Genomic DNA, 22,178 nt, shown 5'->3' with positions numbered 1-22,178 from the left:
TCCCCACCGCCGTGGGGGCTAGCTGGTGTTGTCGTCCTGTCTGTACAGCCACGCCAGCGCAGTCCCGAGTACTGCGGTCGCCCCAGTCAGTGCTGTAAAGCCGGGACCACTGGCGGCAGTCCCGGTATTCGTCTCCGTCGCTGTGACCGTGCTCTCTGTCTCGGCAGGAGTTGTCGCCCCACCGGCCACAGTACTCTCGTCTGTCTCAGTGCCCTCACTCGTCGGCGTGTCATCGGTGGCACCGTCAGCCGGGCTTGCTGACCGCGTCAACTCACGGGTTTCAGCCGTTGCGGACTCGATAGCGGCGTCAGCGAACAACAACTGTTTGTACTCGAAGTCCTCGAACATCGCCAGCTGGTCGTCGTAATGTTCGCCGGTAGTGCCGTCTGGAGCGACGTAGCCGTCGTTTCCGGGCGGGAGGATGTTCTCTGCCTGCGGGTCGTCGCTGAGCCGGACGACGTGATTCTCGGTCCCACGGTTCATCAGCGCCGTGTTCCCCGCGGACGTGACGCCGATAGGCATCCCGAACAGCGCGAGGTTGTCGAACTCGTGCAGGGCTGCCTCACGCCGCCAGGACTCCGGGTCGCCGTCGTATCGCTCGGCGAGTTCGCTCACTGCGGTCCGGAACGCCCTGACCAGCGCGTCCGTGATATCTCCATCGACGTACTCGGCCTGCGTCGGCAGTGCTGTCTCCGCCGGGTTGAGGACCCGCATCAGGGTGCCGCGCCCGTAGTCGTAGTCGAGGAAGTACGATGCCGGTCCGTATGCGCTCCCGAACGTCTCGCTGAAAACCTCTTCCAGAATGTACGGGAACGTCGCATCCCAGATCGTGTAGCCGGCAGAGTGGCGTCCCTCGTTGTCTTCGCCGTCGGCCTGGGCGAAGTGGTCCCACGAAGCCAGTTCGTCGCGGGCTTGCTGTTCGGTGCCGGAGAGGTCTGCGTCCGAAAGCGCGTCAAGCAGATGCTCTCTGTACCGAATCGAACGCAGATCGGTGAAGGAGATATCGTAGATAACGGTCTTCAGGAACTCATAATCGACTGTCCCCTCCTGTACTAACCGCTGTTCGACCAGATTGATGATCCGCTGCACGCGGTGGTCGGTCGCCCACGAATAGCTCAGGTCGCCGTTGTTCCAGTCCGGTGCGGGTTTGTTGTTCCACTGTGCCGAGTACCCCGGGGCGGGGTTGATCGCGTAGGGCACGTCACCGTCAGCCGCGCGCAGGTAGTCCGCCGACGTGAGTTCGTACTGCGTTCCGTCGGCCGGCAACCGAGTGTCCCAGTCGACTGCTTCGCTGTCCGGATACCGCCCCAGATGGACATACGCGATGTCGCCGTCCTTGTCTGCCCACATGAAGTTCAGTGCATAGTCACAGCGCTGTGCTGACTCCCGGAACTCCTCGGCGTCCGTCGCGAACTGACACTCGTAGAAGGCCCGCCAGCAGTTCATGTGCCGGCCGGCGTATGACTTCGTCTGCGCCAGCGCTTCCCCGTTGTCGGGGTCCCACTGTGTCACGACACCATGGCGTGTGAACCGTTCCGTGTACGTCACGTCCTCGCCGTCGGCGACAGTGATCGTCTGCTCGGCTGTTTCGACCTCGTACTCCTCGCCCTGGAAGGTGTACGTGTCCGGACCCGACGCGTTGGTGGTGATCGACTCCGTGAACATCTGGATGCAGTTGTCGATCCCGGCGGTCGAGGTCAGTGCCCCGTTGCGGTTGTGGCCGAACATGATGAACGGATACCCGGTAACGGTGACACCGGTGACGTCGAAATCCGGCCCGTGCAGGCTCGCCTCGTACATTATCGAGGGCGTGTTGAACCCCATCTGTGGCCCGCCCATCAGTAGCGCATCGCCACTGGCCGTGATATCACCCTGAACAGCGAGGGCGTTGCTGCCGTACTTAATCGGGAGGCCAAGACTGTCGAGTCCGGACGCAAGCGTTCGCATCCGCTCCATCTCTGCCTCGTGCATCCCGTCGGCGTCAGTTGGTGGCGTGTAGTCACCACCGGTGACCAAGTTGCTCGGCGTCACAGACGCGCCGGTTGCCCCGCGCGTCACCCTGTCTGTCTCCTGTCCCCCGGTCACGTTGGGTGTCGACCCTGCCCCGACATCAGTATAGGGAGGGGAGTAGGCATCCGATGGCTGGACTGTCGAGGTCGGGCAGCCGGGGTCGTTACCCCACTGCAGGTCCTCGAAGAGCTCCGTGGCACGCTGTTCGCTCCCTGTTTCCTGTGTGAGTGCGTCAAGGACAGTCGCGCTGAGGGTCTCCAGCTGGAAGCCGCTGAAATATGCCATACTGGCGACGAACATCCCCGCGGTGTCCGCCGTAGTAAACGCCTCGGGCTCGAACCCGTGCTCCTGAAACGCCTGGTGGAATTCCAGCTCCTCGCTCTCACGGACGTCGGTAATGTACCGGTTGATGCCGTCGGTAAACGCCTGCAGGACCGCTCGCTGGTCCGCCGTCAACTGCTCAGCGGCCTGCTCGTCGAGTGACGGCTCGCCGGCGGTGTTGCGCCGCGCCTCGATATCGAACTGGACCCAGTCGGTGTCCCCGTCACCCGAGCCGAGGACCGCAGCGACAGTCCCGTGATAGTACCGCCGGTACAGTTCTAGCTGGTAGAGCCGGTCGGCCGCGGTCGCGTATCCGAACCCATAGAACACCGGGTCACGGCTGTCGGCGTCGCGGGCGTAGACGTGTGGCACGCCGTAGTCGTCTCGTCGTATCGTGACCGTCGCGTCATCGTCCTGTGCGTACGCTAGCTCCGTCTCCACGGCTCCGATACCGGTCATGCCGGTGACCGCCGCGCCCGTCTTCAGGAGCGTTCGTCGTGTGAGGTGCCGCCGCGATTGCTGGTGCTGTGCTGGCATCCCGTAGTCGACAGTCTGGATATTTAATAAATATTTGGGAGGGTTTCGGGCGGAGCGAGTGTGTCTGTTCACATTCGTTAGTAGTAGGGTGGAGAGGGAACGGATGCTATACGGGATAGTTGGCGTCCCGTTGAGATCGAGACACACTGTCCGACCCAAGCATATAATTGGGAGCCTGACGCAGTCCTCGCCATGTCTCAGGAGACGCCGATCCGTGTCGATCATATCGGAATCGCTGTCGAGGACATCAGTGACGCCGAACCGTTCCTGTTCGCCCTCGGCTGTCGGAAACTCATCGAAGAGTCCGTCGAAGGGCGGTTTCGCTGGGCGCAGTACGATTTCGAACGGGACGCGTCACGGCTGGAACTCATCGCTCCGGAGGCACCGGACACGTTCCTCACGTCGTATCTCGACGACCACGGTCCGGGACTCCACCACGTCACGCTCGAAGTGGCTGCTATTGACGCGATGAAAGCGGTCCTGGAACGCAACGGCTACAGCGTCGTCGAGTACCGCGAGTACCAGGACTGGACCGAGGCGTTTGTCCCACCGTCGAACCCGACCGGGGCGCTCTTTCAATTGTTCGAGTATCACGACAGCTACGACGCTGAGCGGCCGCCCGCCGAGAAACTCTACGTCGATGGAAGCCGACTCGATGGCTGATATCTGCAACGGTTCGCTCTCGGGAAACGGAGTCGAACGGGAACAGCAGGAGCGACGCTATCAGTCGTCTCTTTCGTCGAGCTGGACCGTTTCCTCGACAATCATTCGGGGGCCGGCCTCCAGGTCGATAAACTCAGCCGCGTCGGCCTGGACCGTCTCGGCGAGGTCGGAATCAAACGCCTCGCTGAGTGCGTCCATGTCCTCGAAATAGAGCTCAAGCACGCCGTCGTAGGCTGCACGCTCCGGGTCCGTTGGCACGGATGTTACGTAGCGTTGCAGTCCCGGCAGATCCTTCGCCAACTCCGAGTGATCGCCTTGCCATCGGTCGGCAAACTCCTCGTGAGTGTAGCCATCTCTCCGGACGAGCAAATCGACGATTTTTGTCATGCGTTCCCCGTGTCGCCCCGGAGTGGCTTTTACTTACCGATCAGACAGGGCTGCCACCGATTCAAGCTACTCGAACAAAACACTTGTAAGCCAATTAGTCATGTGTGTACGTATGGCAATCCCGCCCGCTGTCAACAGGCCGGTCGGAACGATTGAGCGAGCGATCGAGATTATAGAGTATCTCAAGGAACACGACACGGCCACCGTGTCGGAGATGACGGCCCACCTCGACTGTGCGAAGAGTACAACGCACAGATACCTGAAGACGCTCGCGGCCAACAGTCTCCTCGTCGAGGACGACAACGAGTATCAGCTCGGTATCCGCTTTCTGGACTACGGCGAAGTGGCACGGAACAAATACCGGCTCTACGACGAGGCCAAGCCGAGAGTCGACGAACTCGCGGAGGAGACCGAGGAAAAGATCTGGTGTGCGGTCGAAGAACACGGCCGGAGCGTCCACATCTACGGCGCGCAGGGCAAACACTCGGTGCAGACGTACGCCCGGGTCGGCCATCGGAACTATCTCCACCAGCACGCCGCGGGGAAGGCCATACTCGCACACCTTCCGGATAGCCAGATCACGGAGACCATCGACAGGCACGGCCTGCCCGGCCGGACGCCACAGACGATCACCGACAGGGACGAACTCTGGGAGGAAATCGAGACGATACGTGACCGCGGCTACGCGTTCAACTTTCAGGAGTCTGTGGAGGGACTGCACGCGGTCGGGGCCCCTATTACGGACGAAAACGACGTTGCCATCGGGGCGATCAGTGTCTCCGGCCCGGCAAGCCGGCTTGAAGGCCCCATTCTCCGGGACGAACTGCCGACGCTGCTACTGGGCGTCGTCAACGAAATCGGGATAAACATGGCCCATCCGTGAGACCACCAGCGCAGTTCTAGCGGGGCAACTGGCTGTTTTTGGACTGTTCTTCCCTGTGTGCGGTATCAGCCAAGCTAGGGACTTCGTTCTGGGATGGGGACGCGCTCACTCGCTGGTCCACTCCGGCTCTCTGTCTTCGAGGAATGCGTCGATCCCTTCGTCCTTGTCGCCAGTGGCGAACAGTTGCGCGAACAGTTCGGCTTCGTACTCGATGCCGGCTTCGAGGTCCATGCGGGAGCTTGCGCGGACGGATTTCTTCGCAAATTCGAGCGCCGCGGGGCTTTTCTCTGCAATGGATGACGCTAGATCGTAGACGCGCTCGTCGAAGGAGTCGTCGTCGTGGACCTCGTCGACGAGGCCGATGTCAGCGGCCTCCGTCGCGTCGATGAGTTCGCCGGTGAGGATCAGCCGCATCGCGTGGCCTTCGCCGACCAGACGTGGCAACCGCTGTGTCCCGCCACCGCCGGGCATGATGCCGAGATTGATCTCCGGCTGGCCGAACTTCGCGTCCGTATGCGCGATCCGGATATCAGCCGCCTGAATCAGCTCACAGCCGCCGCCGAGCGCGTGCCCGTTGATGCGGGCGATGACCGGCATCGGGCACTCGTCGACGTACTCGTAGACCCGCGGTCGCTTGCTCGCCTCCCGTTGCTCTAGCATATCCCGCTCCCGGAGTTCCGTCACGTCGGCACCCGCAACGAATGCCCCGGTGTCTGCCGCGCCAGTCAATACGACAGCACGAACGTCACTGTCCGGAATGGCGTCGAAGACCTGTTTGAACTCCGACCGCAACTGCGTGTTGAGCGCGTTTCGGGCCTCCGGACGGCGTAATTCGACGGTAGCGACGTTCTCGACGCGGTCGCCGACGCTCACCGAAACCGTTTCACAGTCCACCGCGGCGTCAGCGAGGTCCGTCATGCGTCCCCCCAGTCGCCGCTGGTGCCGACGATGTCGCCGTCCTCCCAGACGTAGAACCCCTCGCCGGATTTCTTGCCGAGTTTGCCCGCGCGGACCTTCCGTTTCAGAATCTGTGGCGGGCGGAACCGTCCACCGAGTTCCGCACGTAGGTACTCGAGGATGTCGAGCCGGACGTCGAGACCGACGACGTCGCCGAGCTCGATCGGCCCCATCGGGTGATTGTAGCCAAGTTCCATCGCGGTATCGATATCCTGTGGTGTTGCAACGCCCTCCTGCACCATCCGCATCGCTTCGACGCCCAGCGAGACGCCGAGGCGGGAGGAAGCAAAGCCCGGTGCATCGGCCACCTCAACCGGTGTCTTGTCGATCCCGTCCACGAACTCGCGGGCACGCGCGACCGTCTCGGCACTCGTCTGTTCCGCGACGACGATTTCGACGAGTGCCATGATGTGAACCGGGTTGAAGAAGTGAAGGCCGATGGCTCGGTCGGGATAGTCGAGGACGCTCGCTATCTCAGTCAGTGACAGCGAGGAGGTGTTCGAAGCGATAAGCGTCGCCGGGTCGACGTGGGATTCGACCTCGGTAAGCGTCTCGTGTTTGATTTCCATGTCTTCGGGGACTGCTTCCACGACGAGGTCTGCCCCGGTCACGGCTTCCTCCAGCGATGTCGTCCCGGTGAGGCGGTCCAGGGTTGCCTCAGCCGTGGATTCGGTCACTTTCTCCCGGGCGATACCCTCCTCCAGATTCGACTCGATGGCGGCCAGGCCGTCGTCGACGATATCCGCATCGATATCTCGGAGAGTGACGTCGTGACCGGCCATTGCCGACACTTGAGCGATACCGTGTCCCATGGTACCGGCGCCTAGGATAGCTACGTGCATCGTTTCTCAGCACAGTAGCGAAGGATAAAAACGTTGCTTGCGTCTCGGCGCCGGCGTGGCCTGCATTTAATACGTCGGCCGCGATAGGAGTCGGTGAGGATGACTGCTTCCGACTCGCAAGCCGTTGTTGTCGACGCCGTACGAACGCCACAGGTACCGAAGGATGGCGCGCTGGCCGGGACACATCCCGAGGACCTCGTCACCGCTGTGCTTGCCGCACTCGTTGACCGGACCGATGTCCCGGCCGTCGAGTGGGACGACTTCCGGCTCGGGTGTGCAAACCAGGAGGCAGAGCAGGGGCGCAACCTCGCCCGGCAGTCGATACTCGCCGGTGGGTTCCCCGAGACGGTGCCCGGGGCGACGACGACCCGCCTGTGTGGCTCGTCACTGACGACGCTCGTCGACGCCGCTCGCGCCATCGAGGCGGGCGACGGGGCGGTGTACCCGGTCGCCGGCGTCGAACACATGAGCACCGTTCCCTTCTCCAACTGGCTGCATCCAGCTATCGAACAGCGGTACAACCCCGACAGGCTCCCGATGGGACAGACGGCCGAAACCATCGCACGGACCCACGATATCAGCCGAAAAGCCCAGGACGAGTTCGCGCTGCGGTCACACGAGCGTGCGGTCGCTGCGATGGAAGGCGGGCGGTTCGACGCAGAGATCGTGCCAGTCCACACCGGCGAGACAGCGGTAGAGAGCGACAAAACACCGCGAGCAGACACGTCAGTCGAGCAGTTGAGCGAACTCCCGACGGTGTTCCGCGACGACGAGGCGGCGACAGTAACGCCGGGGAACGCGTCACCGCTGACCGACGGCGCGGCCGGGATGCTCGTCACTTCGGCGGCGTACGCAGAACAGCACGACCTGGATGTTCTCGGCCGGGTCAAGACGCGGTCCGTCGCTGGTGTCGACCCGCTAGTCATGGGACGGGGACCGATTCCGGCGACGCGTGCCGCACTGGACGACACTGGACTGACAATCGGCGATATCGACCTCGTGGAACTCAACGAGGCCTTTGCCGCGCAGAGTCTCCACTGCAAGCGCGAGCTGGGGATTCCGGCCGAGCGGCTCAACGTCAACGGTGGCGCTATCGCGCTCGGCCACCCGCTTGGCTGTTCGGGGGCGCGGATCACGACAACGTTGTTACACGAGATGCGACGGCGGGAGGCGACGCACGGACTGGCGACGATGTGTGTCGGTTTCGGTCAGGGCGTCGCGGTTGTGTTCGAGCGTCCCTGATGCTGTCGGCTACCGGCGCTGGCTGGCGACCTGTGCTTTGAAGCCGTATCTGATGACGCCCTCCTGCGTGTAGATGCGCCGCGTCGTCAGCACGACGGAGGTGCCTATCGTGACCTCGTCGGTTGTATCGAGCACCTGTGCGGGGACGCTCACAGTCTGCTCGCCAGATGGACCATCAAGCGCGACGATAGCGCTATCGAACTCGCCGCTGCTGGACTGCTGGGCGACGAACTCCGGTGGCGCACCCCCCTGTTCGATAGTCGTTACTGCCTCGACTGTCCCGGTCCCGGGCAGTTCGACAGTCTCGAAATCACCGGTGCGCTCGTGACAGTCGTTGCAGGCCCCGGTGGGCGGGAAGTTCAGTGTACCGCACGCAGAGCACCGGCCGGCGACGAGCCGGTGGCGTTGCGGAAGCGTCCGCTGCCAGGACGGGACGCTAACGTAGGCGCCGCCACCCTCGGGTTCGTCGCGCGTAATCTCGCCACGCCGCCTGAGGTACTCGGCGTAGGACAGGGAGACGGCACCGTCCAGTGCAGTGTTGACCGGAACAGGACCAGTGGCGACGAACAGCGTCGCACTCGCACCGCTTCCGTACGCGGCAATCAGCACGCGTTCGGCGTCGTCTGCAAACGCTGTCGCCGCTCCGAGAAACGCACTGGCAGCGCCGGTGTCCCCGAGCGTACTGACTGTGTCCGCGGCGGCAATAGTCTCTGCGTCAACCCCGAGCGCACCTGTTGCCCGATACGGGAGTTTCCCGTCCGGGGACTGGACCGCTGCCGCATCGACTGTATCCATCGACACGTCCAGTCTGTCGGCCGCACTGCCGAGCGTGGTCGTGAACGCCTCGCGGTCGTACTGCGGCACACCCAGGCCGGTCGTCCGGTCGTCCCCACCCGTTCTGAAGCGCGTTCCGGGGTAGGCCTCAGTGTGTGACGCCCGGTCAACGACGGTTCCGGGACCGTCCTCGTCGACAACGAGCGCGACACTCCCGGCACCGGCGGCGTGCTCGACGCCGCTGTCGGGGTCACCTCGGGGACAGTCACTGATGACGACGAGGCCGACACCGTCCCCGAACGGCCCGCCGTCCAGTGTCGCGTCCAACGCCGCCGCGCCGGAGTGCGTGGAGCCGGTCATCGTCTGCGTCTTGGCATCGTCGGGAACGTTGAGAATACTGCAGAGTCGCGCCGCAAGGTCCTCTTCCGCCATCGGTGGTGTCGTTGTCGCGAAGGCCAAGTGCGCGACATCCGTCCCGGACGCGTCGGCCGCAGTGAGCGCACGGCGTGCGGCTTCGACACCCATCGTGACCGCGTCCTCGTCGGCATCGGGGACCGCCTTCTCATCAACCCCCGCCGCATCGAACCGACCCCAGGCGGCTTCGAACTCTTCAGCGTCGATCCGCAGGCGAGGTGCGTACGCACCGATGGCCGCAAGCCCTGCGGCAGTCATCGTGCAGCCTCCCGTTCGAGGATGTGGACAACTGCGCTGCCGCCGCTCCCACCCACATTGTGAGTCAGCCCGTACTTCGGGGCCGCTAGCTGCCGGTCCGCAGCGCTGCCGGTGAGTTGTTTGAACGCCTCGACAAGCTGTCCGGCACCGGTTGCGCCGATAGGGTGACCCTTTGATTTCAGCCCGCCGGAGAGATTGACCGGCATTGCTCCGTCAGATTCGGTCGTTCCCGCTTCAAGTAACTGTGGGGCCTCGCCGCGGTCACAGAACCCGAGGTCCTCGTATGCAAGCAGTTCGGCGATCGTGAAGCAATCGTGGACCTCTGCGAAATCGAGGTCGTCAGGGCCAACCCCGGCACGGTCGTAGGCTGTGTCTGCGGCCATTTCCGAGGCAGAAATCGAAGTGTAGCTGTCTCGCTGGAAGAGACCGACCCGGTCGCTGGCCGCGCCGACCCCGGCGATCCGGACCGGGTCGTCGGTGTACTGCCCGACGACGTCCTCACTCGCGATGAGCGCGACCGCTGCGCCGTCAGAGGTCGGACAGCAGTGATAGAGGTTCAAGGGGTCTGCGACGACCGGTGCACCGACGGCGTCTTCGAGGGAGCATTCGAAGCCCAGGTGGGCCTTCGGGTTCTTTGCGCCGTTCCGATGGTTCTTGACCGCCACCATCGAGAGGTGCTCCTCGCTGGCCTCGTACTCCCGTAGATACGCACTTGCCATCTGTGCGTAAACGCCAGAGAAGGTCGTCCCAGTCAGCCGTTCCCACTCTGTTTCACCGGAAACTCCAAGCCAGTACTTCGTCACATCGCTGCTCATGTCTGTCATGACTTCGACGCCGCCAGCCAGCGCTACGTCGGCCATCCCGCTTTTGACTGCCTGCACTGCCTGTCGGACAGCGTAGCCCGACGCGGCGCAGGCGTTTTCAACGCGCACGCTGGGGACGCCGTGCAGCCCAGCGTGTTCGGTCGCTGCCGGTCCAGAGAGACCGAGCTGTCGACCGCCCACGCCGAGTGAGCCGACGACCGCTTCGTCTATCGCGTTCGTATCGATACCGTGGTCGACACTGTCGATGGCTTCGCTGACTGCGTGGTCGAACAGTGATCTGTAGCTCTCTTCGGGCATCGAGCCAAACGGCGTTTGCCCTGCGCCGATGAGATACGCGTCCCGCATACATGGAACTCTGAGGGTACTGAAAAATAGCTTTGCATCACTTGCCGACAGTCACACAGCAAGCACGACCGGCACTCGGAGTGGTCAATCCCAAACCATTTTATCACTATCATTCCACTCTATCATTGACGATGGTGTACAAGCAACTAGAGGCGGCTGACCGTACAGAGCTGCGTGCGTTGCAAACCGACCGATTACAGGGGGTTGTTACGCACGCCTACGAGAACGTCCCGTTTTATCGGGAGAAGCTCGACGAAGCGGGCGTCTCGCCCGAAGACATCCAGAGTATCGACGACATCACGAAACTGCCGATGACGACGAAAGAGGATTTCCGCGACGAGTACCCTGATGGCCTGTTCGCCGTCGACGATGCGGACGTCGCCCGGATCCACGCGTCGTCCGGGACGACCGGGAAGCCGAAAATCGTCTCGTACACGGATGACGACCTCGACAGCTGGAGCGAAGTCGTTGCCCGTTCGCTGGCTGCGAGTGGGACCGAACCGGGCGACACCGTCCAGAACGCCTACGGATACGGGCTATTCACCGGCGGATTGGGGCTTCACGACGGAGCCGAGGAGCTGGGGGCCACAATTATCCCTATCGGGAGCGGCCAGACCCAGCGACAGGTCGAGTTGATGACCGACCTGGAGAGCGATGTGTTCACATGCACCCCGTCGTATGCGCTGTACCTCGCCGAAACGGCCGAGGAAATGGGCCACGACCCCAGCGACCTGCCGATCTCTACGATTATCTTCGGAGCGGAACCGTGTACCGATCCGATGCGGGCAGAAATCGAAGAGCGGCTGGGCGTCGACGGCATCGATGTTTACGGGCTCTCGGAGATCATCGGTCCCGGCGTCTCGTGTGAGTGCCACGAAGCACAGGACGGGCTCCACATCTGGGAGGACCACTTCTACCCGGAAGTCATCGACCCACAGACGAAAGAACCAGTCGAGGAAGGCGAGGAGGGTGAACTCGTTCTCACAACACTCACCAAAGAAGCGTTACCGGTCTTCCGATACCGGACCGGGGATTTGACGACGCTGAACTACGACGAGTGTGCGTGTGGACGGACGATGGTTCGGATGGACAACGTCACCGGTCGGACTGACGACCTCCTCATCGTCCGTGGCGTGAACCTCTATCCCAGTGAAATCGAGCACGCTGTGCTTGACATCGACGGCGTCGCTCCGCACTACCGCATCGACCTCTACGAGGAGAACAACCTCGACGTCCTGGAACTCACCATCGAACGGACTGCGGAGCAAGGGCCGGGCGACAAAGCGCTGGAAGACGAAATCATCGAGCGACTGGAGAACGTGCTCGCGTTCACCCCGGACGAACTCGAACTCGTTGCGCCCGGGAGCATCGACCGAACGCAGGTCGGCAAAGTAAAACGCGTCTACGACCACCGTGACTGACTGTCAGGGCCGGTAGACTCGTCCGCGAAACGTCGCGATGCGCTCGCCATCCTGTGCAGTCACCGTTACCTCGTACTCTGCGGTGCTGTCCGCGAGATGCGTCTCCTCGGCGACCGCAGACAGCGTCTCACCGGTTTCGACGGCGTCTAAATACGAGATGTTCGTCTCCAGTGCGACCGCCGCCTCGCCGTGCGAGTTCGACGCCGCGGCGAAGGCTGCATCGGCGAGCGAGTAGACCGCACCGCCATGGGGCGTCCCATGAAAGTTCAGCAGGTCCTCGGTAATCGTCAGTTCAGTCTGGGCGTACCCCGAGTCGAGTTCGACGACGTCAATGCCGAGGGTTTCGCAGTACGCGTCGGATTCGATGCGCTCTCTGACTTCGTCGGCGACGCCGGACATACGGCCTGTGTTTCTATCAGGAATAATAAATATATACCGGTCGCCGCTGCTGTCAGCGGAGCGTAAAAATATAAATGTCTGCTATCAGATGGGGAACTATGGCGTACAGCTACGAGCCACACCACTTCGAGGACTTCGAAGAGGGACAGGAGTTTATCAGTGTCGGCCGGACGGTCACCGAGTCCGATTTCGTCATGCACTCTGCGCTGTCGGGCGACTGGACGGAACTGCATACGAACAAGGAGTACGCGGAAGAACAGGAGTTCGGTGAGCGGATCGCACACGGGCCGATGACGTTCGTTCAGGCGACCGGCTTCGTCTACCGGACCGGTATCGTCGAGCGGACCGCGTTCGCGTTCCTCGGGATGAACTACATGGACCTCCCGAACCCGGTCCACATCGGCGACACACTCCAGTTGGAAATCGTCGTTGACAACACCAAGGAGGTCGGGCGCGACGACGCCGGGTTAGTCGTCCTCGACACTGAAATGGAAAACCAGGACGGAACCGTCGTCTTCAAGGGCGACATGAAGTTCCTGATCAAGAAACGCGAGTGAGTCAACTGACGCGTCTGAAAGCGATGCATCGGTAGCGGGTAGTGCCTCGATTGTGCGACTTGGAGATCGAGGATCGCGCTCTCGCCACCCAGACATTAATGATCAATAATAACAACTAAGACGCCGCGCACTCCCTCTGTTATTGCAATGGAGTACACCGGCCCGACAGACCTGTATATCGGCGGAGAATGGCGAGAAGCGACCAACGGCGACAGCATTGAGACGGAGGACCCAGCAACTGAGCAGCCCTACGCGTCGGTACAGAAGGCCGAGGCGACAGATATCGACGAGGCAGTACAGGCAGCACGGGCAGCCGTCGCAGACGGTTCCGAGTGGGCGACGATGGACCCGGGAACGCGCCGGGCGAAAATCCATGCGATGGCCGACGCCATCGAGGAGATGAAAGACGAGCTCTCCATGGTCGAATCCCACGACAACGGGAAAACCCCCTTCGAAGCCGGGCTTGAAATCGACATGGTCGTCGATACGTTCCGCCATTACGCCGGGTGGACGGACAAGATACGCGGCGACGAGATTCCCGTCGAGGACGGCCGGCTCAACTACACCGTTCGTGAGCCGGTCGGTGTGACCGCACACATCGCGCCGTGGAACTATCCCTTCCAGCTCGCCGGCCGCGGCCTGGCACCGGCGCTGGCGGCGGGGAACAGCGTTATCCTCAAACCGTCCGCTATGACGCCGCTGTCGGCGCTGTACTACGCGAAAGCCGCCGAAGAAGCGGGCCTTCCGGATGGTGTCGTCAACGTTGTTCCCGGGAAGGGCTCCGAGGCCGGCGACGCACTCACCGGACACGAGGGCGTCGATCACGTCACCTTCACCGGGAGTACAGGTGTCGGAAAGACGGTCCAGCGCAGTGCTGCCAACGCGGTCGCCGACGTGACGCTCGAACTCGGCGGGAAGGGGCCGGCAGTCGTGTTCCCCGACGCTGACCTCGATGCCGCCGCCCGCGGCATCCAGTACGGGATTTTCATGAACGCCGGGCAGATGTGCTGGGCGAACTCGCGTATCGTCGTTCACGAGGACGTCTACGACGAGATGGTCTCCCGGATGGCAGAGATCGCAGAGAACATCCCACTCGGCGGTGGCATCGACGACGATGGGCAGATGGGACCAGTCGTCAGCGCGGGCCAGCAACAGGAGATACTCGACTACATCGAGACCGGCAAGGAGGAGGGTGCGACTGTTGTGGCTGGTGGTGGCGTTCCTGCGGACAGAGACACCGGTCACTTCGTCGAGCCGACCGTCTTTGCCGACGTGGACAACGGGATGACGATTGCACAGGAGGAGATCTTCGGTCCCGTGCTCACCGCAATCGAAGTGAGCGACGAGGAAGAAGCGATTGCGGTCGCAAACGATTCACCGTTTGGCCTCACCGCCTGCGTCTGGACGAACGACCTGACTCGCGCACACACCGTCACAGACAGCCTGGACTACGGGATGGTGATGGTCAACGAGACGCCCAACACCTGGCCACAGACACCCTTTGGCGGCACGAAACAGAGCGGCCACGGCCGCGCACAGGGCGAGCAGGCTATCGAGGCCTACACCGAGGTGAAAAACGTCCACATCAACCTCGGCTGAAACTTCCCCCGACGAGTCGTGCCCAGGCAGCCAGCAACAGTTCCACCGCTCTGCCTCACGCTGTGAAACTCCGAAGGCAAAACTAGCGAGTAATAACTGCTTACTCGAACTTTTTGAACTGCTGCAGGCACTCGTTGCAGTAATGAATCGACTGGCACCGCGACGGCCCGCGTGGGTGTTTCCGCTCGGTGTCGGTCGAGCCACAGTACGGGCACTCAGCGCCCGTCTGTTCGCCGCTGGTCGTGACACTGGGGTCGGGTTCACTCATCCGTCGAAACTCATGCCGAAGTCCCGCAGCGCTTCTTTGCCCTGTTCTGTGACCAGATCAATCGACCAGTCCGGGGCCCAGACCAGTCGGACCGACGCGGTCTCGATTCCGTCGACACTCTCGGCGGCCTCCTCGACCTCCCCGAGGATTATCTCGCGCGCCGGACAGCCGCTGTAGGTGAGCGTCATGTCGACCGTGACGTCACCGTCGGATACGTCGAGCCCGTATATGAGGCCCAGGTCGACGATGCTGACCGGCATCTCCGGGTCCTCGACCTGATACAGCGCCGCCCACACGTCGCGTTCAATGCCGTCGGCGTCTTCGCCCGTGGCCGGCACGTCGTCCGCTGCGTGGTCTTTGGTCTCGTAGTCGGTGTACGAACACGCGGTAGCATCAGCGTCCGCGCGTGGCCGGTCGTAGTCGCTACTCATCGTCGGCCGCCATTATCAGCGTCGCTTCGTCACGGCCCAGATTCCGGTAACTGGCCGTCATTTCGTCGTGTAGGTCGTGCCAGTGGTCGGTGTGTTCGTTGTCCCGGCCTGCCGGCGTTGCGGGGGCAGCATCGGTCGGCACGTCGAACCCCAGTTCGGTCAGGAACGATTCGACGCGGATCTCCCACTCGGTGCGCATCTCGTCGAGGGTCATCGTGCGGATGCCCAGCCGGTCGATGTCGGCCTCCACGTCGCCAACGGGTTCGAACAGCGTGAGGGCGTACGGGTAGAGCTCGTCGATAGCCGCCTGAACGCGTTCGCTGGCCTCCTCGTCCAGTGCCATCCGGTCCAGCCAGCTCTCGGCGTGTTCGAGGTGATAGCCTTCCTCGCCCTGGATGCGACTCGTTCTGTTCCGGATGATTTCGTACGACGAGTCCTCGAGCGCAGAGAGGCGGATGTCTTCAGCGACGTCGTAGAGGTACGCTCTGACGATAGCATCGGCCCAGTCACCTTCCGCAAACGGTAGCTCGACGAGCGTACTGTGCTGGAAGTCGCTGGGGTCGCTCTCGTAGATGAGCGATTCCTCGGAGTAGCCGAGTTGCTGTACCGCATCGTACCACAGTCGGGCGTGGCCCAGCTCGTCCTGTGCGTTGTTCGAAATCGAGAGATCCGATTCCAGTGTCGGCGCACGCACCTGCCAGAACGTGTAGCGTTCGGCCTGAACCAGTTCGTCGTCGGCGAGTCGGAGTAGCTGTGCCTCGACTGCGCGCTGTTCGTCCTCGGACAGGTCGGCTGGACCGCCGAGGTCGGATTCCGTTGTTGCCATTAGATTTCACCTCGCTGTTTCTCCGCTTCTATCTGCTCGGATTCGGAGGCTTCGACCTCCTCAGCAGCCGGATCGACGTTGTACGTCTGTGCGAACCGGTAGGACTTGTTGGTCGTTCCGCCGAAGCTCACGTCGTCCTCGGTGACTTCACCGATGTACTGGTGCTGTACGACCCAGAGACTGTTGGGGTCGTCGTCAGTGAACGCCGCAATCGCCGCCTGTTCTGCGCCGGCGGTGCTGGGGGCTTCGACATCACCGCAGTGCGTGTGATACCCGCCGGGCTGGTCCTGCCGGAAGACAGCCCACGGTTTCTCGGCGCTGTTTCCGACCTCGCCATGGCTCTCTGCGTCAGGATCGACCTGCGTGATTTTCTCTTGCGGGGCAACCCAGAGCGCGTGGGTCGGCTTCCGCCGTCCGTGCTGGATGACCGAAAACTGCTTCGCCATCTCTCGGTCGGGTGCGTGGACGTCCCGGCAGTGAACGAAATCCGCGTCCGGACTCTGTTGTCGGAATACTTCCCAGATCATCGTTCTCAGTCCGCCGCCTGTGACTGCGGGCCACTGTTCGTCGTCGTCTGGTCGTCCATCATGTCACGGACCCACTGCACCGCTTCCTGGGCCTGCCGGCGACCGGAAATCTGTTCGATGCTGCCGTCATATTCGTTCTGCGAGACGGTGAAGAACTCGTCCCAGTCAAGGTCGTCCTCGACGACCTCGTAGGTCCCGTCACCGTTGTCCCGAATGCGTGGCTCGTCGGGCATCTCCAGCCCGTATTTTTTCGCCTTCGGGATGTAGGTGTTGAGGAACGCGTTCCGAAGCTCGTCGTTCGTACACGTCTTCAGCCCGACTTCCGCAGCGAAGTCGTGGTGGGTGCTCTGGTCGTCGGTCGGGCCGAAGAACTGCAGGATTCGCGGCCACCACTCTTCGAAGGCCTCCTGAGTCATGCGCTGTTCCCTCCGGGAGCCGTTCATCAGTTCGCGGAGGATCGACTCACCGTGCTTGACGTGCATCCCCTCTTCGAAGCAGATCTTGTCCATCGCGTGGGCGTACGGCTCCCAGCTGGACTTTTTCAGGGTCGCCTGACGACGCATCGCAGCCCCGTCGACAAAGAACGCGATCATCGGCGTCTCGACGTAGCTCTCCATCGGGTAGTGGAAGCAGTTCAGGAACTTTCCGTCCCCGTTCGCCAGGTCGTCGAGCATCTCTTCGCGGGTCTTGATACCGAGCGACTCCGCCGCTCGGTAGAGCATCTGGCCGTGGCCGATTTCGTCCTGCACCTTCGCGCTGAAGGCCATCTTTCGCTCGATGCTCGGGGCTTGTCTGATGAAGGGCCGTTCGAGGTACGCCCCCATAATCTCGCTGTTGGCGTGGAATTCAAGCATCCGCGTGGCTGCCTTCCGATACTCTTCGGGAAGGTCGTCTTTCGGGCTGAACTCCCGGGGTCCAGCGCGGGCTTTGACTTCGTCAACGTTCATATGTATCCCATAAATCGTGAGGAATGTTCATACTAATTTGCCCCTATATAGACGGGTTTTATAAGTATATCCGCACATATACGAGGCAATGATAGAGGAGTGTCTAATGGTCGAATTTCGCATCGAGGGCGATGACTGTCCACTGGCAGATGCGAGTAGTGCCACTGGCACGCCCATCGAGGCGGCCCCGCCACTCCTCCGGGATGACCGTAACGTACTGTTGCGGTTCAGCGCGCAGGCGAGTGAGGAACTCAGGGACTACCTCGACGGCGACGACCGGATCCGCTATCTCTACCAGTCAGTTACCGAGGGTCGGTACAACTACCGATGTCTGTCGCTCCAGCAGTGTGTCGTCCACAAACTCATCAGCGCGGGCTTCATGGTGGAATCGCTGACCTATCGGGACGGAAACGCGATTCTAACTGGCGCTGTGGTGGGCCACGAGATCCTCCAGACGGTCATGGAGACGGCCGGTGAAACCGTCGGCGTGAAGCTACAGCGGGTGTACGCCCTGCGTGCGAGAGAAGACGCGTCTATCGCCCAGCAGTGGGACCTGACCCCGGCACAGGCGGAAAGTCTCCGGTACGCGGTCGAGATGGGCTACTTCGTCGTCCCACGACAGACCACCGCTAGTGAAGTCGCCGCCGAACTCGGTATCAGTAAGTCCGCGTTCCTCGAACGACTCCACCGCGCACAGCACTCGCTGCTCACACATCTGTTCGGCGGCGTCGGCGAAGGCCGACCGGACGACGACCGGGAGTAAAGTACCCGCGCGTGTGAGTACGACCATGCGCGTTGAAGACGGCGCTGTTCGACGAATCGTATTCGACCGTCCCGATGTCAAAAACGCGATGACCGGGGCGGTCGCGACTGAGCTCGCTGCTGCGCTCGCTGACCTCGACCCAGCGACACACGATGCCGTGCTCCTCACCGGCGACGGCGACGCCTTCAGTGCCGGCGGGGATATCGAGGCGATGAGCGAGCGTGAGGAGTCCGCGACGGAAGCCTACGAGCGGGTCCGGACGACGCTGGGTCGGGTGGCCAGCAACATCCTCGAAGCGCCGGTGCCTGTCGTCGCGAAGGTCAACGGGGATGCGGTCGGTGCCGGGCTGTCGCTCGTGGCTGTCGCTGATTTCGCGTATGCCGCCCAGTCCGCCCGGTTCGGTGCGTCGTTCATCAGCGTCGGCCTCGTGCCGGATATGGGCGCAACCGCGATACTCCCCCGGCTCATCGGGCTCAGGAAGACCAAGGAACTCGCGTTCACCGGGAAACTGATCGACGCCGAGACCGCCGCCGAGATAGACCTGATCAACGAGGCTGTCGAGCAGCGTGACCTCGACGCGCGGACGGCCGACCTGCTCGAAACGCTTCAGGCACAGCCGACGGCGAACCTCGGGCTGGCGAAGGAAGCGATCCACGACAACATCGGCCAGCCGTTACAGACCGGGCTGCGTCAAGAAGCACGCATCCAGTCACTGGCGTACGATACGCCGGCTCATTCGCGTGGTGTCGAGGCGTTTCTGGACGGTCGAACCCCGGACTTCGATTAGCGGTGGAAAAACTCCTGTGCGTTTTCGAACAGAATCTTCCGCTGGACGTCCGTGTCGAAGTCGGTGTCGCGGGCGAACGATTCGAGCCACGTTTCGGGGTCGATCATCGGGTAATCGGTGCCGAACATCACCTTGTCTTTGAGAACGGTCCCGGCGTAGTGAAGGACCTGATCGTCGATGTACTTCGGCACCCAGCCCGAGAGGTCCATGTACACGTTGCCCTTCTGCTGGCAGATCGCCAACTGCTCTTTCTCCCACGGGAACGCGGGATGGGCAATGAGGATGTCGAGGTCCGGATAGGCGGCGGCCACGTCGTCGATGAGCATCGGGTTGCCGTACTTGACCTTCAGGCCACGGCCGCCGGCGCTACAGGCCCCGAGCGTCGAGTTGCCGCCGTGAAAGACGACGGGGACGCCGAGGTCTTCGATGGTACTCCACAGGTGGTCGTGGCGTTCGTCCGAGGGGTCAAAGCCCTGTGCGATCTGCTGGAACTTGAACCCGGAGAGGTCCAGATCCTCGACGCACCGGATTGCCTCCTGCACACAATCGTCTTTCAGAGGGTCGACGCTTCCGAACCCGACGAAGAAGTCGGAATACTCGTCCCGGACCTCGGCGACGTAGTCGTTCGGGACGGGCGGGTTCCCGGTGTTCGTTTCCGCATCCCACCCAAGCAGGACAGCGCCACCGACGCCCGCTTCGTGGTACTCCGCGAGCATTTCGTCGTAGTCCCACGTCTCCAGATCAGTGCCGAACCGGTCGGCGGCGTCTTGCATCATTTCGCCGCCGGCGTCGTGGAGGAACTCACTGGTCGGTTGGTGCGCGTGCGTGTCGAACAGTTGCCTGTCGGCGACACCCGGGAGGTCAGTTGTCACAGAAGGAGCTTTTACCCAGTATCATAAAAATCCATGCCTGATTGTGCTGTGCAGAATACTCGCCGGAGCGAGTGGAGAACCGTGCTGAGGATACCAGCATCGAGAAGAGCCGATGATAACGGCGGCAGACGAACAAATCGCCAGACGAAGGCTCACCCCCGGTATGGCCGGGCGTCAATCCCCTACAATCTTACTACCGGGGAGTGAAGGCACAGCTATGGTTCGTCGCAGTGTTCTGTTCGCACCGGGTGACAATACGGAGTTGATGCGGAAAGCGGCCGGTGGCGACGCCGATGTCGTCGTCTTCGACCTCGAGGATGCGGTTGCACCGGCGGATAAAGAGCAGGCACGTCAATCCGTTCAATCAGTACTCTCGGCTGTCAGTTCGGACAACCACATCTGCGTTCGCATCAATCCCGTAGGGGTCAGCGCCACAGCGGACCTCGCAGCGATACTGACGGATGCCAGCCCTGACAGCGTGATGCTCCCCAAGGCCGGGTCCGCCGGCGACATCGAAGCACTAGAACGGCTCCTCAGAGAACACGATACGGATCTCCCGGTGCTTGCGCTGGTGGAATCGGCCGCCAGCGTCCTCAACGCGGCGGAGATTGCAGCCGCCGATGCCACCGATGCGCTCTTGTTCGGGGCCGAAGACCTCGCGGCCGACATCGGTGCGAGTCGCACCAGCGATGGACGGGAGGTGCTCTATGCACGCCAGCGGGTCGTCGTTGCGGCCAGCGCCGCAGGAATCGATGCAATCGATACGATCTACCCGGACTACGGCGATCTGGATGGCCTCCGTGACGCAACTGAGTTCGCTGCCCAACTCGGGTACGACGGGAAGATGGCAATCCACCCAGATCAGGTCGCGGTCATCAACGACGCGTTCACCCCCGATGACGAGGAGATAGCATGGGCTGAGCGCGTTGTTGCGGCCGACAACGAGACCGATGCTGGGGTTTTCGAGGTCGACGGGGAGATGATCGACGCACCGCTTATCGCACAGGCGGAGCGTGTCCTCGAACGCGCTCGCGAAGCCGGTCAACGGTAGTCAACGGCAACACCTATCCGGGACCTGGCTGTGCTGTCGCGTATGAAAGACGTCGTCCGGCAGAACTTCGATGCCAGCGTCGACGCCTACACGACCTACGAGCGGCGGACCAATCGCTTCACGTCGCTCGCACGCCTGCTCGCCGCCGAGATGGATGCTCGTACTGACGGCGGCCTCGGGACAGTTCTCGATGCGGGCGCAGGAACAGGCGTGAGCACACGCGTATTCACCGAGACAACAGCGGACACGATTGCCCTTGATATCAGCCGCGAGATGCTGAGCGAGATCGAGTCCACGGCCCGACTGCAGGCCGATTTCGACCACCTGCCGCTCAGTGACCAGTCAGTCGACGGCGTCGCGTTTACCGCCTCGCTCTTTCTGGTCCCCGACCCAGCGACTGCAGTACGGGAAGCTGCCAGAGTCCTCCGGTCTGGTGGAGTGGTCGGGGCCGTCGCACCGCTTGGCTGGTTCGATTCTGACGGCACAGACGCGTTCGAGCAGTTCGAGCGCGAGTCGCGCTCCCCGACTGATACACCGGCTATTCGGGACGCCCTCGCGGCTGAGTTCTCGGCGACTACAGGAACCTGGAAATTTTCGACAAGTGCCGAAAATATTCGGCTATTCCACGCGATTCCCGCGATGGCCGCACGGCTCTATCCGAAACTCGAAACGGAGAAACGAGTGCGGCAAGCCCGTGAACTCCTCGGCGCTCTCGACGGCACGTTCGAGCAACGATGGCGCTGGGTCGTCGGTGTGCCCGAATAGGTGACTTGAATCTGCGGTTCGTCCGTCGAGCGGTCACAGCGTCACTCGGCGTGGTCCCGTTTCAGCGACAGCACGGTGCGGTCGAACTCACAGACGAGGACGTCGTCCGAATCTGCGAGTTTGAACACCTCGACGTGCATCGTGACGACGCCGCGTTCGCCGTCGCTGGTCTCGCGTTTGTCGGTCACGGTCGACTGCACGCGAATCGTGTCGCCGTGGAACACCGGGTTCGGATGCTCGACGCTGTCGTAGGACAGGTTCGCGACGATGGTGCCGTCAGTCGTCTCTGGAATGGTCAGTCCGACAGCGACACTCATCGTGTAGAGTCCGTTGACCAGTCGTTCGCCGAACTCCGTCTCGGCCGCGAATTCAGCATCGAGATGGAGCGGCTGCTGGTTCATCGTCATATCGCAGAACTGCTGATTGTCGCGCTCGCTGACCGTACGGCGCTTCTCGTGTTCGATGGCCTCGCCGACCTCGAACTCCTCGTAGTAGCGTCCTGTCATAG

The 22,178-nt window shown here is 62.3% G+C and carries 23 protein-coding genes and 2 pseudogenes; 10 read left to right on the top strand and 15 right to left on the bottom strand.

The window, feature by feature from the left end; translation table 11 throughout:
* Positions 1-18 precede the first annotated feature (18 nt).
* Positions 19-2,868, bottom strand: a complete 2,850-nt coding sequence (locus GJ630_RS02000; RefSeq protein ID WP_191449311.1) for a penicillin acylase family protein — start codon at positions 2,866-2,868, stop codon at positions 19-21.
* A gap of 192 nt (positions 2,869-3,060) precedes the next feature.
* Between GJ630_RS02000 and GJ630_RS01995 the strand changes: the two genes are divergently transcribed.
* Positions 3,061-3,531, top strand: a complete 471-nt coding sequence (locus tag GJ630_RS01995; protein WP_191449310.1) for a VOC family protein — start codon at positions 3,061-3,063, stop codon at positions 3,529-3,531.
* Between the two features lie 60 nt (positions 3,532-3,591).
* Here GJ630_RS01995 and GJ630_RS01990 read toward each other — a convergent pair whose 3' ends face one another.
* Positions 3,592-3,918, bottom strand: a complete 327-nt coding sequence (locus GJ630_RS01990) for an EthD domain-containing protein (RefSeq protein ID WP_050036557.1) — start codon at positions 3,916-3,918, stop codon at positions 3,592-3,594.
* A 112-nt stretch (positions 3,919-4,030) separates the two neighbouring features.
* Here GJ630_RS01990 and GJ630_RS01985 point away from each other — a divergent pair, with 112 nt between their 5' ends.
* Positions 4,031-4,801 carry an IclR family transcriptional regulator gene (locus GJ630_RS01985; protein ID WP_014030889.1) on the top strand — a complete coding sequence of 257 codons (771 nt, stop codon included), beginning with the start codon at positions 4,031-4,033 and terminating at the stop codon, positions 4,799-4,801.
* Positions 4,802-4,906: 105 nt separating this feature from the next.
* On the opposite strand, the gene GJ630_RS01980 is transcribed toward GJ630_RS01985, so the two are convergent.
* Positions 4,907-5,719, bottom strand: coding sequence for an enoyl-CoA hydratase/isomerase family protein (locus GJ630_RS01980; RefSeq protein WP_146418177.1), 813 nt, complete (start codon positions 5,717-5,719; stop codon positions 4,907-4,909).
* Positions 5,716-6,600, bottom strand: coding sequence for a 3-hydroxyacyl-CoA dehydrogenase family protein (locus GJ630_RS01975; RefSeq protein ID WP_191449309.1), 885 nt, complete (start codon positions 6,598-6,600; stop codon positions 5,716-5,718). The genes GJ630_RS01980 and GJ630_RS01975 overlap by 4 nt, the downstream gene beginning before the upstream one ends.
* A gap of 99 nt (positions 6,601-6,699) precedes the next feature.
* On the opposite strand from GJ630_RS01975, the gene GJ630_RS01970 reads away from it, so the two are divergent.
* Positions 6,700-7,842 (top strand): thiolase family protein, encoded by a 1,143-nt coding sequence (locus GJ630_RS01970; RefSeq protein ID WP_191449308.1) that lies wholly within the window; start codon positions 6,700-6,702, stop codon positions 7,840-7,842.
* Positions 7,843-7,851: 9 nt separating this feature from the next.
* Here the strand turns inward: GJ630_RS01970 and GJ630_RS01965 are convergent, their stop codons facing one another.
* Both GJ630_RS01965 and GJ630_RS01960 read right to left on the bottom strand, forming a co-directional pair.
* Positions 7,852-9,288: a zinc ribbon domain-containing protein gene (locus GJ630_RS01965; RefSeq protein WP_191449307.1), complete on the bottom strand. Its 1,437-nt coding sequence runs from the start codon at positions 9,286-9,288 to the stop codon at positions 7,852-7,854.
* Complete coding sequence (locus tag GJ630_RS01960; protein WP_191449306.1) at positions 9,285-10,457, bottom strand: thiolase domain-containing protein; 1,173 nt, start codon at positions 10,455-10,457, stop codon at positions 9,285-9,287. The genes GJ630_RS01965 and GJ630_RS01960 overlap by 4 nt, the downstream gene beginning before the upstream one ends.
* 131 nt (positions 10,458-10,588) lie before the next feature.
* Here GJ630_RS01960 and paaK point away from each other — a divergent pair, with 131 nt between their 5' ends.
* Positions 10,589-11,878 (top strand): phenylacetate--CoA ligase PaaK, encoded by a 1,290-nt coding sequence (gene paaK / locus GJ630_RS01955; RefSeq protein ID WP_044952595.1) that lies wholly within the window; start codon positions 10,589-10,591, stop codon positions 11,876-11,878.
* 3 nt (positions 11,879-11,881) lie between these two features.
* Here paaK and paaI read toward each other — a convergent pair whose 3' ends face one another.
* Positions 11,882-12,277, bottom strand: coding sequence for a hydroxyphenylacetyl-CoA thioesterase PaaI (paaI, locus tag GJ630_RS01950; protein ID WP_014030896.1), 396 nt, complete (start codon positions 12,275-12,277; stop codon positions 11,882-11,884).
* 98 nt (positions 12,278-12,375) lie between these two features.
* Here paaI and GJ630_RS01945 point away from each other — a divergent pair, with 98 nt between their 5' ends.
* Positions 12,376-12,834 carry a MaoC/PaaZ C-terminal domain-containing protein gene (locus GJ630_RS01945; protein WP_008308373.1) on the top strand — a complete coding sequence of 153 codons (459 nt, stop codon included), beginning with the start codon at positions 12,376-12,378 and terminating at the stop codon, positions 12,832-12,834.
* A 147-nt stretch (positions 12,835-12,981) separates the two neighbouring features.
* Complete coding sequence (locus tag GJ630_RS01940; protein WP_191449305.1) at positions 12,982-14,433, top strand: aldehyde dehydrogenase; 1,452 nt, start codon at positions 12,982-12,984, stop codon at positions 14,431-14,433.
* Positions 14,434-14,533: 100 nt separating this feature from the next.
* On the opposite strand, the gene paaE is transcribed toward GJ630_RS01940, so the two are convergent.
* From paaE to paaA, 6 genes and pseudogenes are all read right to left on the bottom strand, one after another.
* A complete protein-coding gene (paaE, locus tag GJ630_RS19415; protein ID WP_004594293.1) occupies positions 14,534-14,701 on the bottom strand; it encodes a 1,2-phenylacetyl-CoA epoxidase subunit PaaE in 168 nt (55 codons plus the stop codon).
* Positions 14,698-15,132: a 1,2-phenylacetyl-CoA epoxidase subunit PaaD gene (gene paaD, locus GJ630_RS01935; RefSeq protein ID WP_151104029.1), complete on the bottom strand. Its 435-nt coding sequence runs from the start codon at positions 15,130-15,132 to the stop codon at positions 14,698-14,700. The genes paaE and paaD overlap by 4 nt, the downstream gene beginning before the upstream one ends.
* Entirely contained in the window at positions 15,125-15,958 is an 834-nt protein-coding gene (gene paaC / locus GJ630_RS01930; protein WP_191449304.1) for a 1,2-phenylacetyl-CoA epoxidase subunit PaaC, read from the bottom strand. The genes paaD and paaC overlap by 8 nt, the downstream gene beginning before the upstream one ends.
* A pseudogene (locus tag GJ630_RS20455) lies at positions 15,958-16,257 on the bottom strand (PacF protein); the annotation flags it as partial. The pseudogene GJ630_RS20455 and the gene paaC, both read right to left, overlap by 1 nt.
* Positions 16,258-16,311: 54 nt before the next feature.
* Positions 16,312-16,485 (bottom strand): annotated as a pseudogene (locus GJ630_RS20450) (PacF protein); the annotation flags it as partial.
* 5 nt (positions 16,486-16,490) lie between these two features.
* Entirely contained in the window at positions 16,491-17,432 is a 942-nt protein-coding gene (gene paaA / locus GJ630_RS01920; RefSeq protein WP_014030901.1) for a 1,2-phenylacetyl-CoA epoxidase subunit PaaA, read from the bottom strand.
* A gap of 106 nt (positions 17,433-17,538) precedes the next feature.
* On the opposite strand from paaA, the gene GJ630_RS01915 reads away from it, so the two are divergent.
* Positions 17,539-18,195 (top strand): helix-turn-helix domain-containing protein, encoded by a 657-nt coding sequence (locus tag GJ630_RS01915; protein WP_080510010.1) that lies wholly within the window; start codon positions 17,539-17,541, stop codon positions 18,193-18,195.
* 25 nt (positions 18,196-18,220) lie between these two features.
* On the top strand, positions 18,221-18,982 hold the full coding sequence (locus GJ630_RS01910) for an enoyl-CoA hydratase/isomerase family protein (protein WP_050036548.1): 762 nt from the start codon (positions 18,221-18,223) through the stop codon (positions 18,980-18,982).
* On the opposite strand, the gene GJ630_RS01905 is transcribed toward GJ630_RS01910, so the two are convergent.
* The gene (locus GJ630_RS01905) at positions 18,979-19,854 is read right to left on the bottom strand and encodes an amidohydrolase family protein (RefSeq protein ID WP_064287168.1); all 876 of its coding nucleotides are present in this window, start codon (positions 19,852-19,854) and stop codon (positions 18,979-18,981) included. The two genes, GJ630_RS01910 and GJ630_RS01905, sit on opposite strands and share 4 nt — an antisense overlap.
* 217 nt (positions 19,855-20,071) lie before the next feature.
* Between GJ630_RS01905 and GJ630_RS01900 the strand changes: the two genes are divergently transcribed.
* Complete coding sequence (locus tag GJ630_RS01900) at positions 20,072-20,905, top strand: CoA ester lyase (RefSeq protein ID WP_191449303.1); 834 nt, start codon at positions 20,072-20,074, stop codon at positions 20,903-20,905.
* 42 nt (positions 20,906-20,947) lie between these two features.
* A complete protein-coding gene (locus GJ630_RS01895; RefSeq protein ID WP_014030906.1) occupies positions 20,948-21,670 on the top strand; it encodes a class I SAM-dependent methyltransferase in 723 nt (240 codons plus the stop codon).
* 41 nt (positions 21,671-21,711) lie between these two features.
* On the opposite strand, the gene GJ630_RS01890 is transcribed toward GJ630_RS01895, so the two are convergent.
* A complete protein-coding gene (locus GJ630_RS01890) occupies positions 21,712-22,176 on the bottom strand; it encodes a MaoC family dehydratase (protein WP_191449302.1) in 465 nt (154 codons plus the stop codon).
* Positions 22,177-22,178: the final 2 nt, after the last annotated feature.

Origin of the sequence: Haloarcula sp. CBA1122 (assembly GCF_009741785.1) — an archaeon.
GTDB classification, from domain to species: domain Archaea; phylum Halobacteriota; class Halobacteria; order Halobacteriales; family Haloarculaceae; genus Haloarcula; species Haloarcula hispanica.
This window is presented reverse-complemented; position numbering and strand designations above follow the sequence as displayed.

What these genes read in the sequence shown, in the direction of transcription:
- GJ630_RS02000 (WP_191449311.1), bottom strand. Translation starts at nt 2,868, where the DNA reads ATGCCAGCACAGCACCAGCAATCGCGGCGGCACCTCACACGACGAACG.
- GJ630_RS01995 (WP_191449310.1), top strand. Translation starts at nt 3,061, where the DNA reads ATGTCTCAGGAGACGCCGATCCGTGTCGATCATATCGGAATCGCTGTC.
- GJ630_RS01990 (WP_050036557.1), bottom strand. Translation starts at nt 3,918, where the DNA reads ATGACAAAAATCGTCGATTTGCTCGTCCGGAGAGATGGCTACACTCAC.
- GJ630_RS01985 (WP_014030889.1), top strand. Translation starts at nt 4,031, where the DNA reads ATGGCAATCCCGCCCGCTGTCAACAGGCCGGTCGGAACGATTGAGCGA.
- GJ630_RS01980 (WP_146418177.1), bottom strand. Translation starts at nt 5,719, where the DNA reads ATGACGGACCTCGCTGACGCCGCGGTGGACTGTGAAACGGTTTCGGTG.
- GJ630_RS01975 (WP_191449309.1), bottom strand. Translation starts at nt 6,600, where the DNA reads ATGCACGTAGCTATCCTAGGCGCCGGTACCATGGGACACGGTATCGCT.
- GJ630_RS01970 (WP_191449308.1), top strand. Translation starts at nt 6,700, where the DNA reads ATGACTGCTTCCGACTCGCAAGCCGTTGTTGTCGACGCCGTACGAACG.
- GJ630_RS01965 (WP_191449307.1), bottom strand. Translation starts at nt 9,288, where the DNA reads ATGACTGCCGCAGGGCTTGCGGCCATCGGTGCGTACGCACCTCGCCTG.
- GJ630_RS01960 (WP_191449306.1), bottom strand. Translation starts at nt 10,457, where the DNA reads ATGCGGGACGCGTATCTCATCGGCGCAGGGCAAACGCCGTTTGGCTCG.
- paaK (WP_044952595.1), top strand. Translation starts at nt 10,589, where the DNA reads ATGGTGTACAAGCAACTAGAGGCGGCTGACCGTACAGAGCTGCGTGCG.
- paaI (WP_014030896.1), bottom strand. Translation starts at nt 12,277, where the DNA reads ATGTCCGGCGTCGCCGACGAAGTCAGAGAGCGCATCGAATCCGACGCG.
- GJ630_RS01945 (WP_008308373.1), top strand. Translation starts at nt 12,376, where the DNA reads ATGGCGTACAGCTACGAGCCACACCACTTCGAGGACTTCGAAGAGGGA.
- GJ630_RS01940 (WP_191449305.1), top strand. Translation starts at nt 12,982, where the DNA reads ATGGAGTACACCGGCCCGACAGACCTGTATATCGGCGGAGAATGGCGA.
- paaE (WP_004594293.1), bottom strand. Translation starts at nt 14,701, where the DNA reads ATGAGTGAACCCGACCCCAGTGTCACGACCAGCGGCGAACAGACGGGC.
- paaD (WP_151104029.1), bottom strand. Translation starts at nt 15,132, where the DNA reads ATGAGTAGCGACTACGACCGGCCACGCGCGGACGCTGATGCTACCGCG.
- paaC (WP_191449304.1), bottom strand. Translation starts at nt 15,958, where the DNA reads ATGGCAACAACGGAATCCGACCTCGGCGGTCCAGCCGACCTGTCCGAG.
- paaA (WP_014030901.1), bottom strand. Translation starts at nt 17,432, where the DNA reads ATGAACGTTGACGAAGTCAAAGCCCGCGCTGGACCCCGGGAGTTCAGC.
- GJ630_RS01915 (WP_080510010.1), top strand. Translation starts at nt 17,539, where the DNA reads ATGGTCGAATTTCGCATCGAGGGCGATGACTGTCCACTGGCAGATGCG.
- GJ630_RS01910 (WP_050036548.1), top strand. Translation starts at nt 18,221, where the DNA reads ATGCGCGTTGAAGACGGCGCTGTTCGACGAATCGTATTCGACCGTCCC.
- GJ630_RS01900 (WP_191449303.1), top strand. Translation starts at nt 20,072, where the DNA reads ATGGTTCGTCGCAGTGTTCTGTTCGCACCGGGTGACAATACGGAGTTG.
- GJ630_RS01895 (WP_014030906.1), top strand. Translation starts at nt 20,948, where the DNA reads ATGAAAGACGTCGTCCGGCAGAACTTCGATGCCAGCGTCGACGCCTAC.
- GJ630_RS01890 (WP_191449302.1), bottom strand. Translation starts at nt 22,176, where the DNA reads ATGACAGGACGCTACTACGAGGAGTTCGAGGTCGGCGAGGCCATCGAA.